This is a genomic window from Citrobacter sp. Cpo103 (assembly GCF_030332605.1).
Lineage (GTDB): Bacteria > Pseudomonadota > Gammaproteobacteria > Enterobacterales > Enterobacteriaceae > Citrobacter > Citrobacter portucalensis.
This window is the reverse complement of record NZ_JAOWHO010000020.1, coordinates 144,326-159,923: the sequence shown is the minus strand read 5'-3', so window position 1 is coordinate 159,923 and position 15,598 is coordinate 144,326. Positions and strand designations below refer to the sequence as shown.

The 15,598-nt window shown below is 53.6% G+C and carries 14 protein-coding genes and 1 riboswitch; of the genes, 5 read left to right on the top strand and 9 right to left on the bottom strand.

What is annotated here, in order from left to right:
* Positions 1-26 precede the first annotated feature (26 nt).
* From thiQ to sgrR, 4 genes are all read right to left on the bottom strand, one after another.
* Complete coding sequence (gene thiQ / locus OGX89_RS03365) at positions 27-725, bottom strand: thiamine ABC transporter ATP-binding protein ThiQ (RefSeq protein ID WP_003829583.1); 699 nt, start codon at positions 723-725, stop codon at positions 27-29.
* A complete protein-coding gene (gene thiP, locus OGX89_RS03360) occupies positions 709-2,319 on the bottom strand; it encodes a thiamine/thiamine pyrophosphate ABC transporter permease ThiP (protein ID WP_003829581.1) in 1,611 nt (536 codons plus the stop codon). Before thiP ends, thiQ begins: the two co-directional genes overlap by 17 nt.
* A complete protein-coding gene (gene thiB / locus OGX89_RS03355; RefSeq protein WP_063941099.1) occupies positions 2,295-3,278 on the bottom strand; it encodes a thiamine ABC transporter substrate binding subunit in 984 nt (327 codons plus the stop codon). Before thiB ends, thiP begins: the two co-directional genes overlap by 25 nt.
* A 30-nt stretch (positions 3,279-3,308) precedes the next feature.
* Positions 3,309-3,406: riboswitch (TPP riboswitch) on the bottom strand.
* A 47-nt stretch (positions 3,407-3,453) separates the two neighbouring features.
* Complete coding sequence (gene sgrR / locus OGX89_RS03350) at positions 3,454-5,109, bottom strand: HTH-type transcriptional regulator SgrR (protein WP_148362453.1); 1,656 nt, start codon at positions 5,107-5,109, stop codon at positions 3,454-3,456.
* Between the two features lie 99 nt (positions 5,110-5,208).
* On the opposite strand from sgrR, the gene sgrT reads away from it, so the two are divergent.
* From sgrT to idnR, 5 genes are all read left to right on the top strand, one after another.
* Positions 5,209-5,337: a glucose uptake inhibitor SgrT gene (sgrT, locus tag OGX89_RS03345; RefSeq protein WP_003829577.1), complete on the top strand. Its 129-nt coding sequence runs from the start codon at positions 5,209-5,211 to the stop codon at positions 5,335-5,337.
* A 108-nt stretch (positions 5,338-5,445) separates the two neighbouring features.
* On the top strand, positions 5,446-6,624 hold the full coding sequence (locus tag OGX89_RS03340; protein WP_003829576.1) for a sugar efflux transporter: 1,179 nt from the start codon (positions 5,446-5,448) through the stop codon (positions 6,622-6,624).
* 278 nt (positions 6,625-6,902) lie between these two features.
* A complete protein-coding gene (gene idnO, locus OGX89_RS03335) occupies positions 6,903-7,667 on the top strand; it encodes a gluconate 5-dehydrogenase (RefSeq protein ID WP_003829575.1) in 765 nt (254 codons plus the stop codon).
* A gap of 57 nt (positions 7,668-7,724) precedes the next feature.
* Positions 7,725-9,008 carry an MFS transporter gene (locus OGX89_RS03330; RefSeq protein WP_003829574.1) on the top strand — a complete coding sequence of 428 codons (1,284 nt, stop codon included), beginning with the start codon at positions 7,725-7,727 and terminating at the stop codon, positions 9,006-9,008.
* Positions 9,009-9,090: 82 nt separating this feature from the next.
* The gene (gene idnR / locus OGX89_RS03325; protein ID WP_126956898.1) at positions 9,091-10,083 is read left to right on the top strand and encodes a DNA-binding transcriptional regulator IdnR; all 993 of its coding nucleotides are present in this window, start codon (positions 9,091-9,093) and stop codon (positions 10,081-10,083) included.
* A 45-nt stretch (positions 10,084-10,128) separates the two neighbouring features.
* On the opposite strand, the gene leuD is transcribed toward idnR, so the two are convergent.
* The 5 genes from leuD to leuL form a co-directional block, all read right to left on the bottom strand.
* Positions 10,129-10,734, bottom strand: a complete 606-nt coding sequence (leuD, locus tag OGX89_RS03320; protein ID WP_003829572.1) for a 3-isopropylmalate dehydratase small subunit — start codon at positions 10,732-10,734, stop codon at positions 10,129-10,131.
* A 10-nt stretch (positions 10,735-10,744) separates the two neighbouring features.
* Complete coding sequence (gene leuC / locus OGX89_RS03315) at positions 10,745-12,145, bottom strand: 3-isopropylmalate dehydratase large subunit (RefSeq protein ID WP_063941101.1); 1,401 nt, start codon at positions 12,143-12,145, stop codon at positions 10,745-10,747.
* Positions 12,146-12,147: 2 nt separating this feature from the next.
* Positions 12,148-13,239 (bottom strand): 3-isopropylmalate dehydrogenase, encoded by a 1,092-nt coding sequence (gene leuB, locus OGX89_RS03310; protein ID WP_003829570.1) that lies wholly within the window; start codon positions 13,237-13,239, stop codon positions 12,148-12,150.
* Positions 13,239-14,810: a 2-isopropylmalate synthase gene (gene leuA, locus OGX89_RS03305; RefSeq protein ID WP_003829569.1), complete on the bottom strand. Its 1,572-nt coding sequence runs from the start codon at positions 14,808-14,810 to the stop codon at positions 13,239-13,241. Before leuA ends, leuB begins: the two co-directional genes overlap by 1 nt.
* A 90-nt stretch (positions 14,811-14,900) precedes the next feature.
* On the bottom strand, positions 14,901-14,987 hold the full coding sequence (gene leuL / locus OGX89_RS03300) for a leu operon leader peptide (protein ID WP_048998978.1): 87 nt from the start codon (positions 14,985-14,987) through the stop codon (positions 14,901-14,903).
* Between the last annotated feature and the right edge of the window lie 611 nt (positions 14,988-15,598).

The following is a 15,598-nucleotide window of genomic DNA, read 5'->3' as shown; positions in this document are numbered from 1 at the left end:
CGTTCACGCCGTCATCCGGCAACGCATTATGCTTTAATGCCCAATAGCGCCGAGGCGCTGGCGTTGCCGCTTAACAGATCGTCCGTTTTGCCCTGCCACGCGATGCGCCCATCGGCGACCACAATCGAGCGGGACGCAATTCGCGCCGCATCTTCTACGCTGTGAGAAACCATCAGTAACGTCAACTGCTTCTCACGACAGACCTCGGCGACCAGCGTTAGCATCTCCTGGCGCAGCGCAGGATCGAGCGCAGAGAATGGTTCATCAAGCAGTAAAATAGGTTGTTCCCGCACCAGGCAACGCGCCAGCGCCACGCGCTGTCTCTGCCCGCCGGAAAGCTCGCCGGGGAGTCGCTCCAGCAGTGAGTCGATCCCCATTTGTTGGGCGATGTGGTGCATTTTCTCCCGCTGCGATGCGTTCAGCTTCAATCCCGGATTCAGGCCCAGGCCAATATTTTGCTGTACGCTCAGGTGGCTGAACAGGTTATTTTCCTGAAACAACATGGAAACGGGACGGCGTGAGGGTGGAGTGGTGGTGTGATCTTCACCGTCAATCATCATGGTACCGCTGGCAGGCGTGAGGAAGCCGGCAATCAGATTCAAAAGCGTACTTTTCCCGGCGCCGCTGGGGCCGAGCACTGCAATCTGCTCGCCGCGCGCGACCGACAGCGTAAAGCGCATGGGCAGATGGTGATAAAGCCATGTGATATCAATCAGTTTTAACATTTCGACCCGGCAATTTCTCAATAACGGTAAACAGCGTAAAGCACAGGATCAGCAGTAATAACGCCGTAACCGCGCCATCCTGACTGCGATAAGAGCCAATCTGCTGATATAAATAAAATGGCAGGGTACGGAAATCCTCATTACCAAATAACGCCACTACGCCAAAATCGCCAATCGACAGGACGCAGGCAAACGCCATCGCCTGCGCCAGCGGGCGCTTCAGGGCGCGCAGTTCAACCACTTTCAGGCGCGACCATCCCTCAATGCCCAACGACTGGCACAACATACTATAGCGCGCAGTGACGTCACGCATTGGGTTTTCCAGCACTTTCAGCGCGTAAGGGATCGCCATCAACGCATTGGTAAAAATAACAATACCGTCGGCAGATTCGGGAAGCCCAATGGTGTTATTGAGCAGCAGAAAGAAGCCGGTAGCTAACACGATGCCCGGCATGGCGAGGATCATCATGCCGCTCAACTCCAGCATCTGACCTGCCAGCAGTTGCTGTCGGGCACGAAGTTCACGACTGCTCCATAACAGCATCATGGTGAGTACGACGCATAACGCTCCTGCTGCTAATGCGATGCGCAGCGAGGTTCCCAGCGCCTGCCACAGCACTGGCTGCATCAGTACATCCAGAACATGGCGGTTTAAGCCATCGATAATCACCGCCAGCAACGGCGGCAGTAACAGCAACAGGGCAAGAATAATCAGGATTGCGTCAGCCAGTCGGCTGTGCAGGCGATCGTCGGGATCGCGCCAGCCTTGTACCAGGGTAGCACCGGGAGCAATTGCCCGGCTCAGACGTTGACTGAGGAGCACCAGCGCCAAACAACAAACCATCTGGATCAACGCCAGCATGGCTGCGCGGGCAGGATCGTAATCAAAATTCAGCGCCTGGTAGATAGCCAGCTCGATGGTGGTGGCCTGTGGCCCGCCGCCAAGCGACAGAACGGTGGCGAAGCTGGCGAAGCACAGCATAAAGATGAGTGCCGCGACGGGCAGGATCTGACGACGCAGCCACGGCCATTCAACAAAACGGAAAAAATGCCAGCCACGCATACCCAACTGAGCGGCTAACTGCCGCTGTTCGCCGGGAATATTCTCCAGCGACTGTAACAGCAGGCGGCTGGCCATCGGTAGATTGAAAAAGACATGCGCCAGCAGAATGCCCTGCAAACCGTATGGCGAAAACGTCCACTCCAGCCCGAATGTATGCCAGAGCGAAGCCAGCCAACCCTGGCGGCCGTAGACGCTAAGAATACCGAATACCGCGACCAGCACCGGCAGGATTAACGTCATCGCGCACAGACGCAGTAGCGCCAGACGTCCTGGAAAACGACGACGATAGAGCGCTCTGGCGAGGAAAATCGCCGGGACAACCGACAGCACAGCGGATAAAAAAGCCTGCCAGAAAGAAAAGCGCACCACGTGCCACAGGTAGTCGTCTTGCCACAGCAAGAGCCACTCTCCCTGCGGGGCGTTAAACCACAGTGCCAGAAATGCGGCCAGGGCAACGGCCACCATCAGCGTGGCGGCGGTAAGCCCTGGAACCAACCAGCCGGGGATTAACGGCTGACGGCGCGTTGCCATTCGCTAATCCATGCCTGACGTTGAGTCGCAACCTGCTGCGGCGTAAATTCCAGCGCGGTGGCCGGTTTATTCAGTTGCTCGAATCCTGGCGGCAGGGCGACTTGCGTCACGGGATACATCCAGTTGCCGGTCGGAATCGCATTCTGGAATGCCGGGGACACCATAAACTTCAGGAATTTCTCGGCCAGTTCCGGCTGCTTGCTGGCCGCAGTACGGGCGGCGACTTCCACCTGCAAATAGTGGCCTTCGCTAAAGTCGGCTGCGGCGTAGTTGTCTTTTTTATCGGCGATGATGTGATAGGCCGGAGAGGTGGTGTAGCTGAGCACCAGATCGCTTTCACCTTTCAGGAACAGGCCGTAGGCTTCGCTCCAGCCCTTGGTGACGGTGACGGTTTTGGCTGCCAGTTTCTGCCACGCCTCTGGCGCTTTATCGCCATAGACTTTCTGCATCCATAGCAGCAGACCCAATCCAGGCGTGCTGGTGCGCGGATCCTGATAAATGACGCGCCATTTTTGGTCGCTCTCTACCAGTTCTTTCAGGCTTTTGGGCGGATTCTTCAGCTTGTTCTTATCATAAACGAAGGCGAAATAGCCGTAGTCAAACGGAACGAAGGTATCGTTTTTCCAGCCGCCGGGTACGTTAACGGCGTCGTTTGCAACACCACTTTTGGCAAACAGTTTGGTTTGTGTGGCGGCTTCCAGAAGGTTGTTATCCAGACCCAGTACGACGTCGGCTTTGCTGTTTTTTCCTTCCATGCGCAAGCGGTTAAGCAGCGAGACGCCATCTTCCAGCGCGACCAGTTTTAGCTCGCAGTTGCAGTCAGCTTCAAAGGCTTTTTTGATTGTCGGGCCCGGGCCCCAGTCAGCTGCGAACGAGTCGTAGGTATAGACGGTCAGTACAGGTTTAGCGAAGGCAGGCGCTGCGCACAGCAGTAAAAGCGGAAGACATTTTTTAAACACTTTGCACCTCAAGAGTTGGGTGGCAAAGGACTTGAGATAAGCCTCAAATCCCTTCGCCGGCATTATCCGGATCAGGTTCGACGGGTATCTCTCAGCCAGCATATTGCATAGCACCCCGTTGAGAACGGCGTTAGTGTAGTGATTTTGTTGCCGGGCAGCAATTAAGAGCTGGCTCTTATGGATCCGGCGGCGCAAACCACGCCGATTTAAAATCAAACCAGCCGAGGGTATTCATGCGCAGCCCGCGCATACTGCGCTGTCCCTGAATGATCAGCCAGTGGTGGATTAATGGCACAATGGCCTTTGTGGCGAGCAACTGTTGGCACCATGCTGCCAGGCTCATTTCGCCCGTTCGCCAGCGAGCCGCATCGTTTTCCCAGTCCCGCGAGATACAGTTTTGCAGCAAAGGGACTTCGCACAAATGGGCGAACAGTGAGAAGTCCAGCGGGAGGGTAAAGTTGGCGCTGTTGAGCCAGATATCGCTGACGATTTCACCTGCATGCCATTGATCGTAGTCGATCTCCTGAATATTCAACTGTACCTGATGCTGCGCCAGCAACGTTTTCATGATCTGCGCGATAATCCGGTGTTCGATATGATCGCGATAGTAGGTGATCGTCAGCGTTTCCAGCCCGGCGGGTTTTTCACCATGGCCAGGTTTGGCGTGGTGCCAGCGGGGAAGCAAACCGTAGGCGGGAAACCACAACCGCTGGTACTGTTCATCGGCGTGGCAGATTAAATTCGTTGGCGAGAGAACGCGGCTTGCCCACTCACGGACCTCCTGATTAGCGCCACGGTGGCTACGCGCATCAAACAGCAGGTAGTAGCAGCCTTCTTCGAGGCGGCTTTCGATCGCCTTTTCATCCTCTGTGGGACCTTTTAGCGTCAACCCGCCGCCAGGCTCTTCTCCGATGTCGGGTAATACCCAAACGTTAACTTCGTCGATCAGCGCCCGGTAGCCAAAGTAATCATCAAATGCATGAATTTTCAGTTGGTTATTGGTATTGCGCATTACCGCATACGGACCGGTACCAATCGGGTGGCTGGAAAAGTTGTTTAGCGTTTCCCATTCTCGCGGCAGGATCATGGCCGGGACCTGCCCCAATAGCCAGGGAAGCCAGCGGTCTGGCTGGGCCAGATGGATATCCAGCGTCCAGGCCGTGGGAGAAACTATTTGCGTGATGTGTGAGTACAGTGGCAGGGTGTTAATGCGCCTCAGCGAGGCGATAACATCTTCCATTTCCAGCTCGCGGCCATGATGAAAATGGATCCCCGGGCGCAGGAAGAATCGCCAATGCAAAGGTGAAATTTGCTGCCAGTGATGGGCAATGTCCGCTTCCAGTTCCCCATTTTCCTCATTTACCCGAATTAAGGCACTGAAGATTTGGCGGGCGATATGGGTTTCGGAGCGGCGTAATGCCGTACCGGGGAGCAGGTTGTGCATCGGGCGATAATAGAGAACGCGCATGATATGCCGACCTTGGCGAAAGCTGCGGCCAAGGTGGGAGACCAGCATTTGCCGGACGGCCGTTTTGTCACCGACAAGCTGCACCAGTTGATCGATACGATCCTGTTCCAGTAGGTCTTCCGCGCGCTGCTGCTGGAGCGCCAGCCCGGTATAGAGGAATGTCAGTCGCGAGCGTTTACCTCGTCCAACTTCAGCTTCCCACGTCAACCAGCCACGATCCTGCATGGTATTAAGCAGCGTACGCATATGGCGACGCGAGCAGCTCAGTAGATCCGCCAGCTCGTTGAGCGTCGTGTCTTGCGTCTTACCGTCACAGCATTGCCACAGACGGATGAACTGTTGTTGCAAACGACCAGAAGACATAAAAGGGGAACTCCTGCGGAAAACTCAGCAATTTTATAATCCCTATATTAAGCCAATAATAGATTCCGATGAAGCGATGAGACAACGAAGGGGTCATCTATGCGTCAGTTCTGGTTGAAGTACTTTACCGCGACAGAAAAATCGTCCTGGTTGGCTTGCCCGAGTGCCCCGCAGCGCTTAAAGATGCTCGAAGAGCTGATGCAGTGGGAGATGACATCTGACTCCTGAATTGGAAATTGCAGACATCATGTGTGACTGAGTATTGGTGTTAATCGCCGCGCCAGCAGGTATTATCTGCTGGCTTTTTTCGTTTCAGCTGCGCTTAAAAGGAAAGATATGCTCTGGATTATGACCATGGGACGGCGCCTCAACGGCGTTTACGCGGCATTTATGCTGGTCGCTTTTATGATGGGCGTGGCGGGGGCATTGCAGGCACCCACGCTGAGTCTGTTCCTGAGCCGTGAAGTCGGGGCGCAGCCATTTTGGGTCGGGCTGTTTTACACCGTCAATGCGATTGTCGGGATCGTCGTCAGCCTTGGCCTTGCGAAACGATCTGACAGCCAGGGCGATCGACGTAAGTTGATCATGTTCTGCTGCCTGATGGCAATTGGCAATGCGTTGCTGTTTGCCTTTAATCGTCACTATCTTACGCTGATCACCTGCGGTGTGCTGCTGGCCTCGCTGGCGAATACCGCCATGCCGCAGCTGTTTGCGCTGGCGCGGGAATATGCTGATAACTCCGCGCGTGAAGTGGTGATGTTTAGCTCGGTGATGCGTGCGCAGCTTTCACTGGCCTGGGTAATTGGCCCTCCGCTGGCTTTTATGCTGGCGCTGAATTACGGCTTTACGGCGATGTTTTCCATTGCCGCAGGGATTTTTGCCATTAGCCTGGTGCTGATTGCGCTGATACTGCCGTCAGTTGCCCGGGTGGAGCAGCCTGTAGACGTGCCGCTGGAACAGACCGGCGGTTGGCAGGACAAAAATGTGCGTATGTTGTTTATTGCCTCCACGCTGATGTGGACCTGCAACACCATGTACATCATCGATATGCCGCTGTGGATAAGCCTCGAACTGGGCTTGCCGGACAAGCTGGCCGGGATTCTAATGGGGACGGCAGCTGGACTGGAAATTCCGGCGATGATTCTTGCGGGCTATTACGTGAAGCGCTTTGGCAAACGGCGAATGATGATCGCGGCCGTCGCGGCAGGCGTGCTGTTTTATCTTGGTTTGATCTTCTTTCACAGCCGTACGGCGCTGCTGGTGCTGCAACTGTTTAACGCGGTATTTATCGGTATTATCGCCGGGATAGGCATGCTGTGGTTTCAGGATCTGATGCCCGGACGTGCGGGATCAGCGACCACATTATTTACCAACAGTATTTCAACGGGAGTCATTCTGGCAGGGGTGATTCAGGGGGCTGTTGCGCAAAGCTACGGTCACTATGCCGTCTATTGGGTAATTGCGGTGATTTCGGTGGTGACGCTGTGGATGACCGGGCGGGTGAAGGATGTTTAGTCCGGTGCAATCCCGGCGTCGCTGTGCTCGACCGGACGACATTTCGTATTCGCTTTTGTCGTTTTTGTAGGCCGGATAAGGCGTTTACGCCGCCATCCGGTAACCTCTCCTTACGGCCTGATCGCGTTACGCTTATCAGGTCTATCCCTCTTTTTTTCATCTTGCACGTAAATGTAATGTTGATCACATAACGATCATTTTCCTCTTCCTGGATCTTCTTTTTTCTACTGTTACGCATATACAGTTACGCGTAACAGTTATTAAAAAAGGAGTTTTTTATGAAAAACCTATTCGACCTGACCGGTAAACGCGCGCTGATTACCGGTTCCGCCCAGGGCATTGGTAACCTGCTGGCCAACGGTCTGGCGGCGCACGGTGCTGAGATTGTGATTAACGATATTACCCAGCAGCGTGCTCAGGCGGCGGCGGACAAACTGGTGGCCGAAGGCTATCGCGCCGTTGGCTATGGATTTGATGTCACCAACGGGGAAGAGGTGGCGCGCGCCATCGCGCAAATCGAAAAGGAAGTTGGGGCCATTGATATTTTAATTAACAACGCCGGAATTCAGCGTCGTTATCCCTTCACCGAATTCCCGGAGGCTGAATGGGACAAAGTGATTGATGTAAACCAGAAATCGGTCTTTCTGGTGTCGCAGCAGGTTTCCCGCTACATGGTGCAACGCCGCCGCGGGAAGATTATTAATATCTGCTCAATGCAAAGCGAATTAGGTCGTAAAACCATTACCCCATACGCGGCGTCAAAAGGCGCGGTCAAAATGTTAACCCGTGGCATGTGCGTGGAACTGGCGGAATACAATATTCAGGTCAACGGCATTGCTCCCGGCTATTTCGCAACCGACATGACCACCGCGCTGGTCAACGATGAAGCATTCTCCGCCTGGCTGTTCCAGCGCACGCCCGCCGCTCGCTGGGGTAACCCGGAGGAGCTGATCGGCGCGGCGGTTTATCTTGCCGCGCCCGCTTCTGACTTTGTGAATGGGCATCTTCTGTTTGTGGACGGCGGCATGCTCGCCGCGGTCTGATAAATAATGGGCCGCAGTCGTGGCTTGCCAGCGAAAACAATAATCCAAGGAGTGAGTATGAATATGCTCGCAAAACTGCCAGCACGTCGCTGGTGGTATTTAATGCCGATTATTTTTATTACCTACAGCTTAGCTTATCTTGACCGCGCCAATTACGGCTTTGCCGCTGCCGCGGGTATTGAACATGACTTGGGGATTACTCAGGGAACTGCATCGTTAATTGGCGCGTTATTCTTCCTGGGCTACTTCTTTTTCCAGGTGCCGGGCGCGATGTACGCCGTTAAGCATAGCGTGCGCAAAATGATTTTTTACAGCCTTATCCTCTGGGGGCTTTGTGCCGCGGCGACCGGCTTTGTCAGCAATATCCCAACGCTGATGGCGATCCGCTTTATTCTCGGCATCGTCGAAGCGGCAGTGATGCCCGCGATGCTGATTTATATCAGCAACTGGTTTACCAAAACTGAACGCTCGCGCGCCAACACCTTTTTAATTCTCGGCAACCCGGTCACAGTGCTGTGGATGTCGATAGTCTCCGGCTACCTGATTGAAGCCTGGGGCTGGCGCGAAATGTTTATTATCGAAGGTATCCCGGCGGTGATCTGGGCGTTCTGCTGGGTGATTCTGGTACGCGACAAACCGGCGGATGCGGGCTGGTTGAGCGAGCAGGAGAAACAGGCATTACAGCAGGCGATGGATCGCGAGCAGCGCGACATCAAACCGATGCGTAACTACGGTGAAGCGATGCGTTCACGCAGCGTCATTATGCTTTGCGCGGTGCATGCGCTGTGGAGCATCGGGGTGTATGGCTTCATGATGTGGATGCCGTCAATCCTCAAAAATGCAGCTCAGATGGACATCGTGGCGGTGGGCTGGCTGGCAGCGGTGCCGTATCTGGCGGCGATTTGCCTGATGCTGACTGTCTCCTGGCTGTCCGATAAGTTCCAGAACCGTAAACTGTTTATCTGGCCGCTGCTGTTGATTGCCGCTATCGCGTTCTTTGCCTCGTGGCTGTTGGGCAACCAGTCCTTCTGGCTCTCCTACGCGCTGCTGGTTGTGGCCGCCGCCTGTATGTATGCGCCTTACGGGCCGTTCTTTGCGCTGATCCCCGAACTGCTGCCACGCAACGTCTCCGGCGTGTCGATGGGGATGATCAACAGTTTTGGCGCGTTAGGGGCATTCCTCGGCGCGTGGCTGGTGGGTTACCTCAACGGCGTGACCGGCGGGCCGGGCGTCTCCTACACCTTCATGGCGATTGCTCTGCTGGCGTCGGTGGTGCTGATGTACTGCGTTCGTGCGCAAAATGAAACCACGTCGCCGTCGGCTGAGATGGCTACGCGTTAAGGTTGAGCGAGGAGTGCAGTCGCTAACCGGCTGTGATAAGGTTCTCTGCGAGCATAATGGGCTGTTGGTCGTAGAGAACCTCATGAAAAACAATCGGATGACATTACAGGATATCGCTAATCTGGCCGGGCTGAATAAGATGACGGTCAGCCGTTATCTGCGTGACCCGAATCAGGTGTCGCAACGCAGCCGCGAATTGATTTCGAAAGTGATGGAAGAGAACAACTACATCCCCAACCGCGCCCCGGAAATTCTGCTCAACGCACGCAGCAAAACCATTGGTGTGCTGATCCCCTCGTTTCGTAATCAGATCTTTGCCGACGTGCTGGCTGGGATTGAATCCGTCACCTCGGCCTGCCAGTACCAGACGCTGATCGCCAACTACGAATATGATGCCGAGCGTGAAGAACGTGAGGTGCTGAACTTGCTCTCTTACAATATCGACGGCCTGATCCTCACGGGAAAGCTGCATACCGAGCGGATGATCCAGTACGTGCGCGCCAGCGGCGTACCGGTGGCGGAACTGATGGATATTAGCGGCCAGTATCTTGATATACAGGTTGGGTTTGATAACGAAAAAGCCGCGTTTGAAATGACGCAGGCTTTTATTGACAGCGGTAAACGCAGCATTGCTTTCTTTGGCTCGATGGATGACCCCCGAGACCTCAGCCGTTTTCGCGGCACCGAGAAAGCGCTGGCGGCGCAGGGACTGGAAGCGTACCACCTGGCGCCAAAAACTATTTCGTCGGTGGCGCTGGGACGCAAGATGTTCCAGCAGGCGATGGGGGAAAAGCCGGATATTGACGCTATTTTCTGTACCAACGATGACCTGGCGGTTGGCGCGCTGCTGGAGTGTCAGGCACAGCAGTACGATGTGCCGGGAAAAATGGCGATTGCCGGTTTCCACGGGCTGGAAATTGGCCGTGCGCGGCTGCAAAAAATCGCCAGCGTGATTACGCCACGCTTTGAGATTGGCAAAACGGCGGCGGATATTCTGATTAAGCGTTTGAACGGGAAAGCTGCGCCGGGCAGCGTCAATCTTGGCTACCAAATCTATTACGGCGATACGCTTTAGGCGAAGAGAAAGGGCTGGCCACAGTGCGGTGACCAGCGGAAGAGATTACTGCATAAACGCTGGCTGCTTGTCTTCGTACTCGGTGATGGCCGCTTCATGCTGCAGCGTCAGCCCGATGCTGTCCAGACCGTTCAGCATGCAGTGGCGGCGGAAGTCGTCAATTTTAAAGCTGTAGGACTTATCGCCTGCTTTCACCACCTGCGCTTCCAGATCCACTTCAAATTTAATGCCCGGATTGGCTTTCACCAGCGCGAACATTTCATCTACCTGCGCGTCGCTCAGGGTCACCGGCAACAGTTGGTTATTGAAACTGTTGCCGTAGAAGATGTCGGCGAAGCTTGGTGCGATAACAACTTTAAAGCCGTAATCGGTCAGTGCCCACGGCGCATGTTCGCGTGAAGAGCCGCAGCCAAAGTTTTCCCGTGCGAGCAGAATTGATGCCCCTTTATATTCCGGGAAGTTTAAAACGAACTCAGGATTCGGCTGTTGGCCCTTTTCGTCCAGGAAACGCCAGTCGTTAAACAGATGGGCGCCAAAACCGGTGCGCGTAACCTTCTGCAAAAACTGTTTAGGGATAATTGCGTCGGTATCAACGTTGGCGGCATCCAGTGGGACAACCAGGCCGGTATGCTGGGTAAATTTCTCTGCCATGGTAGTTTCCTTATTTGATGCTGCGAATGTCGGCAAAATGACCGGTTACGGCGGCAGCGGCGGCCATGGCCGGGCTGACTAAATGCGTGCGACCACCGCGGCCCTGACGACCTTCAAAATTACGGTTGCTGGTGGATGCACAGCGTTCGCCTGGGTTCAGGCGGTCATTGTTCATCGCCAGGCACATGGAACAGCCCGGTAAACGCCATTCAAAACCGGCTTCGATAAAGATCTTATCCAGACCTTCTGCTTCCGCCTGCGCTTTCACCGGACCAGAGCCCGGCACCACCAGTGCCTGCACACCCGGCGCAACTTTGCGCCCTTTGGCGATTTCTGCCGCGGCGCGTAAATCTTCGATACGCGAGTTGGTGCAGGAACCGATGAACACTTTATCGATAGTCACTTCCGTTAACGGAATACCCGGTTTCAGCCCCATATACGCCAGCGCTTTTTCAGCTGATGCACGCTCAACGGGATCGGCAAATGACGCCGGGTCGGGAATATTATCGTTCACCGAGATGACCTGACCCGGGTTTGTTCCCCAGGTGACCTGCGGAGCGATCTCTTCTGCCTGCAGGGTAACGACGGTATCAAACGTCGCGTTGTCGTCAGTTTTCAGGGTTTTCCAGTATGTAACCGCGTGGTCAAAATCCTCGCCCTTCGGTGCGTGTAAACGACCCTGAACATAGTTAAATGTCGTTTCATCCGGTGCGACCAGACCCGCTTTGGCGCCCATTTCAATGGCCATATTGCACAGGGTCATCCGGCCTTCCATGCTCAATGCACGGATGGCTTCGCCACAAAACTCAACCACGTGTCCGGTACCGCCTGCGCTACCGGTTTTACCGATAATAGCCAGCACAATATCTTTGGCGGTAATGCCAGGGGCTGCTTTACCGTTGACTTCAATCTTCATGGTTTTGGCGCGCCCCTGTTTCAGGGTCTGCGTCGCCAGAACGTGTTCAACTTCAGAGGTGCCAATGCCAAATGCCAGTGCGCCGAACGCGCCGTGTGTAGCGGTGTGGGAATCGCCGCAGACGATGGTCATACCCGGCAACGTCACGCCTTGTTCTGGCCCCATCACGTGAACGATACCCTGATACGGATGGTTCAGGTCGTACAGCTCGACGCCAAATTCGTTACAGTTCTTAATCAGCTCCTGCATCTGGATGCGTGCCATCTCACCCGACGCGTTGATATCTTTGGTCTGGGTAGAGACGTTGTGATCCATGGTGGCAAAGGTTTTACCTGGCTGGCGCACCTGACGGCCATGCGCGCGCAGACCATCAAACGCCTGCGGAGAGGTCACTTCATGCACCAGATGCCTGTCGATGTACAACAGTGGGGTTTCGTTTTGCGCCTCAAAGACGACGTGCGCATCAAACAATTTTTCGTACAACGTTTTGGCCATGATTACACCCCTTCTGCGACGTAACGGGCAATGATGTCGCCCATTTCATCGGTACTGACTGCGGCAGCGCCACGGGCTAAGTCACCGGTGCGAATGCCTTCTTCTAATGCGCGGTTGATGGCGCTCTCAATTGCGGTTGCCGCATCATTGGCATCCAGGCTGTAGCGCAGCAACAGCGCCAGCGACAGGATCTGGGCGATAGGGTTGGCAATATTTTTCCCGGCGATGTCCGGAGCGGAGCCGCCAGCAGGCTCGTACAAACCGAAGCCCTGCTCATTCAGGCTGGCGGACGGTAACATGCCCATCGAACCGGTGATCATGGCGCACTCATCGGACAGAATGTCACCAAACAGGTTAGAGCACAGCAACACGTCGAATTGGGATGGATCTTTAATCAACTGCATTGTCGCGTTGTCGATGTACATATGCGCCAGTTCAACGTCTGGGTATTCATTAGCAATTTCATTGACGATTTCGCGCCACAGAATAGACGTTTGCAGTACGTTAGCTTTATCAATCGACGTAACTTTACGGCGACGTTTGCGAGCGGATTCAAACGCGATACGTGCAATACGTTCGATCTCGAAACGGTGATAAACCTCGGTATCAAAGGCTTTTTCATGTTGTCCGCTGCCTTCGCGGCCTTTTGGTTGACCGAAGTAAATCCCGCCAGTCAGTTCGCGTACGCACAGGATGTCGAAACCGTTCGCGGCAATATCTGCGCGCAGAGGGCAAAACGCTTCCAGCCCCTGGTAGAGCTTAGCTGGGCGCAGATTGCTGAATAATTTGAAGTGCTTACGCAATGGCAGCAGCGCGCCACGCTCTGGCTGCTGGTTTGGCGGCAGGTTTTCCCATTTCGGGCCGCCAACGGAGCCAAACAGAATGGCGTCAGCTTGTTCACAGCCTTCAACCGTTGCAGGTGGCAGCGGCTGACCGTGGTTATCGATCGCGGCACCACCCACGTCGTAGTGGCTGGTGGTAATGCGCATGTTAAAACGGTTGCGGATTGCGTCCAGTACCTTCAGGGCTTGCGCCATCACTTCCGGGCCAATACCGTCACCCGGCAAAACAGCAATATGATAATTCTTCGACATCACACGGTTTCCTTGTTGTTCTCGTTGTTCTGAGCTTTGCGTTGCAATTCTTTTTCGACTTCTTCGGCGCGCCAGATGTTGTTCAGCACATGCACCATCGCTTTAGCAGAAGATTCGACGATATCTGTCGCCAGACCGACGCCGTGGAAACGACGACCGTTATAGTTGGCAACGATATCCACCTGACCCAGAGCATCTTTACCGTGCCCTTTGGCGGTCAGGCTGTATTTCACCAGTTCGATGTTGTACTCAGTTACACGGTTGATAGCCTGATAAATAGCATCGACTGGACCGTTACCGTTCGCCGCTTCGGCTTTAACTTCTTCACCGCAGGCCAGCTTGACGGAGGCGGTGGCGATGTCGTTTGAGCCGGACTGCACGCTGAAGTAATCCAGACGGAAATGCTCTGGCTCTTCCTGCTGTTTATTAATGAAGGCCAGCGCTTCCAGGTCGTAATCAAATACCTGACCTTTTTTATCCGCCAGTTTCAGGAATGCGTCATACAGGTTGTCCAGGCTGTATTCATTTTCTTTATATCCCATCTCGTCCATACGGTGTTTCACCGCGGCGCGTCCGGAACGGGAGGTCAGGTTCAGCTGTACCTGGTTCAGGCCGATGGATTCTGGCGTCATGATTTCGTAGTTTTCACGATTTTTCAGTACGCCGTCCTGATGGATGCCGGAAGAGTGGGCAAAGGCGCCGCTTCCGACAATGGCTTTGTTTGCCGGAATTGGCATGTTGCAGATTTGGCTGACTAACTGACTGGTGCGCCAGATCTCCTGGTGATTGATGCGGGTCTGTACATTCAGGATATCTTTACGCACTTTGATCGCCATGATCACTTCTTCCAGTGAACAGTTACCGGCGCGTTCGCCGATACCGTTCATCGCGCCTTCCACCTGACGCGCTCCGGCGTGAACGGCTGCCAGCGCGTTGCCGACGCCCAAACCTAAATCATCATGGGTGTGTACGGAGATGATGGCTTTATCGATATTTGGTACGCGTTCATACAGGCCAGAAATGATTGCCCCAAATTCGAAAGGCATGGTGTAACCGACGGTATCGGGGATGTTAATGGTTTTGGCACCCGCGTTAATAGCAGCTTCAACAACGCGAGCCAGATCGGCGATAGGGGTACGGCCTGCATCTTCGCAGGAGAACTCCACGTCATCGGTATAATTACGCGCACGCTTAACCATGTAGACCGCGCGCTCAATGACCTCATCCAGCGTACTGCGTAATTTCGTCGCGATGTGCATCGGCGAGGTGGCGATAAAGGTATGAATACGGAAAGCTTCAGCAACTTTCAGCGATTCTGCGGCAACATCGATATCTTTTTCTACGCAGCGTGCTAAGGCGCAAACGCGGCTGTTTTTAACCTGACGAGCAATGGTCTGAACTGACTCAAAGTCGCCCGGTGAAGAAACGGGGAAACCCACTTCCATCACGTCAACGCCCATACGCTCAAGGGCCAGCGCAATCTGCAGTTTTTCTTTCACACTCAGGCTTGCCTGTAACGCTTGTTCACCATCGCGTAAGGTGGTATCGAAAATAATGACTTGCTGGCTCATGGTTTAGGTCCTTGGTTTCTTAGGGCGCCTTGCTTCGAGCATAAAAAAACCCGCGCAACGGCGCGGGTTTTTGTCTTAACTGGAGCTGACTTAATGCTGAATGTCGTCCACCAGTCTACCGCGCAATGAAGATGCGTTTAGTAGTAGTAGACCGTTGAAACGAGCAATGTAAGTCATCAATTAAGCTCCAGGCGAATGCGATATGCTTTTAGTGGTACTGGATATGAAGACTGATGTCAACCCTCACCCTAGCAAATGCCTCACTTGAGGGGGGAAGTTTCGGCAAAACTTAAGCGAATTGTGCTGAATTTTTTGGGGTACATAAAATTAATCAGTTGATGGTTGTACATGTTTTTCATGGTTTGACATATTTGAGCATAATTATTTGCATTTATTGTAACGGCGAACTGGAGAAAACTCCGCCTCTGGGATTTTTTATCCTCATGATTTATTTGTTTTTATAGTGACTATGAATGGGTTGGAACGGTGTGATACCACATAATTGATAAATTAATGTTAACTTTTAATGTATTAATAATATAAACATTTAATTAAAACTTAAATATACATTCACTGTATGTATGATTGTGTATTCGCCGCGCTTATGGTTATATTGTTTTTGAAATTTAAACATATGAATCACCGTGCAGTGACACCTGCCACACTGCGCTCGCATTGGTCTTTTGTTCATTTAGGTTTGTGCCTTTATGTTTTCCTAATTTTAATGTTTTTTCTTTTTCTCATCTTATATGTATGGTAAATCATATTAACGGAGATTATTTCTTCAC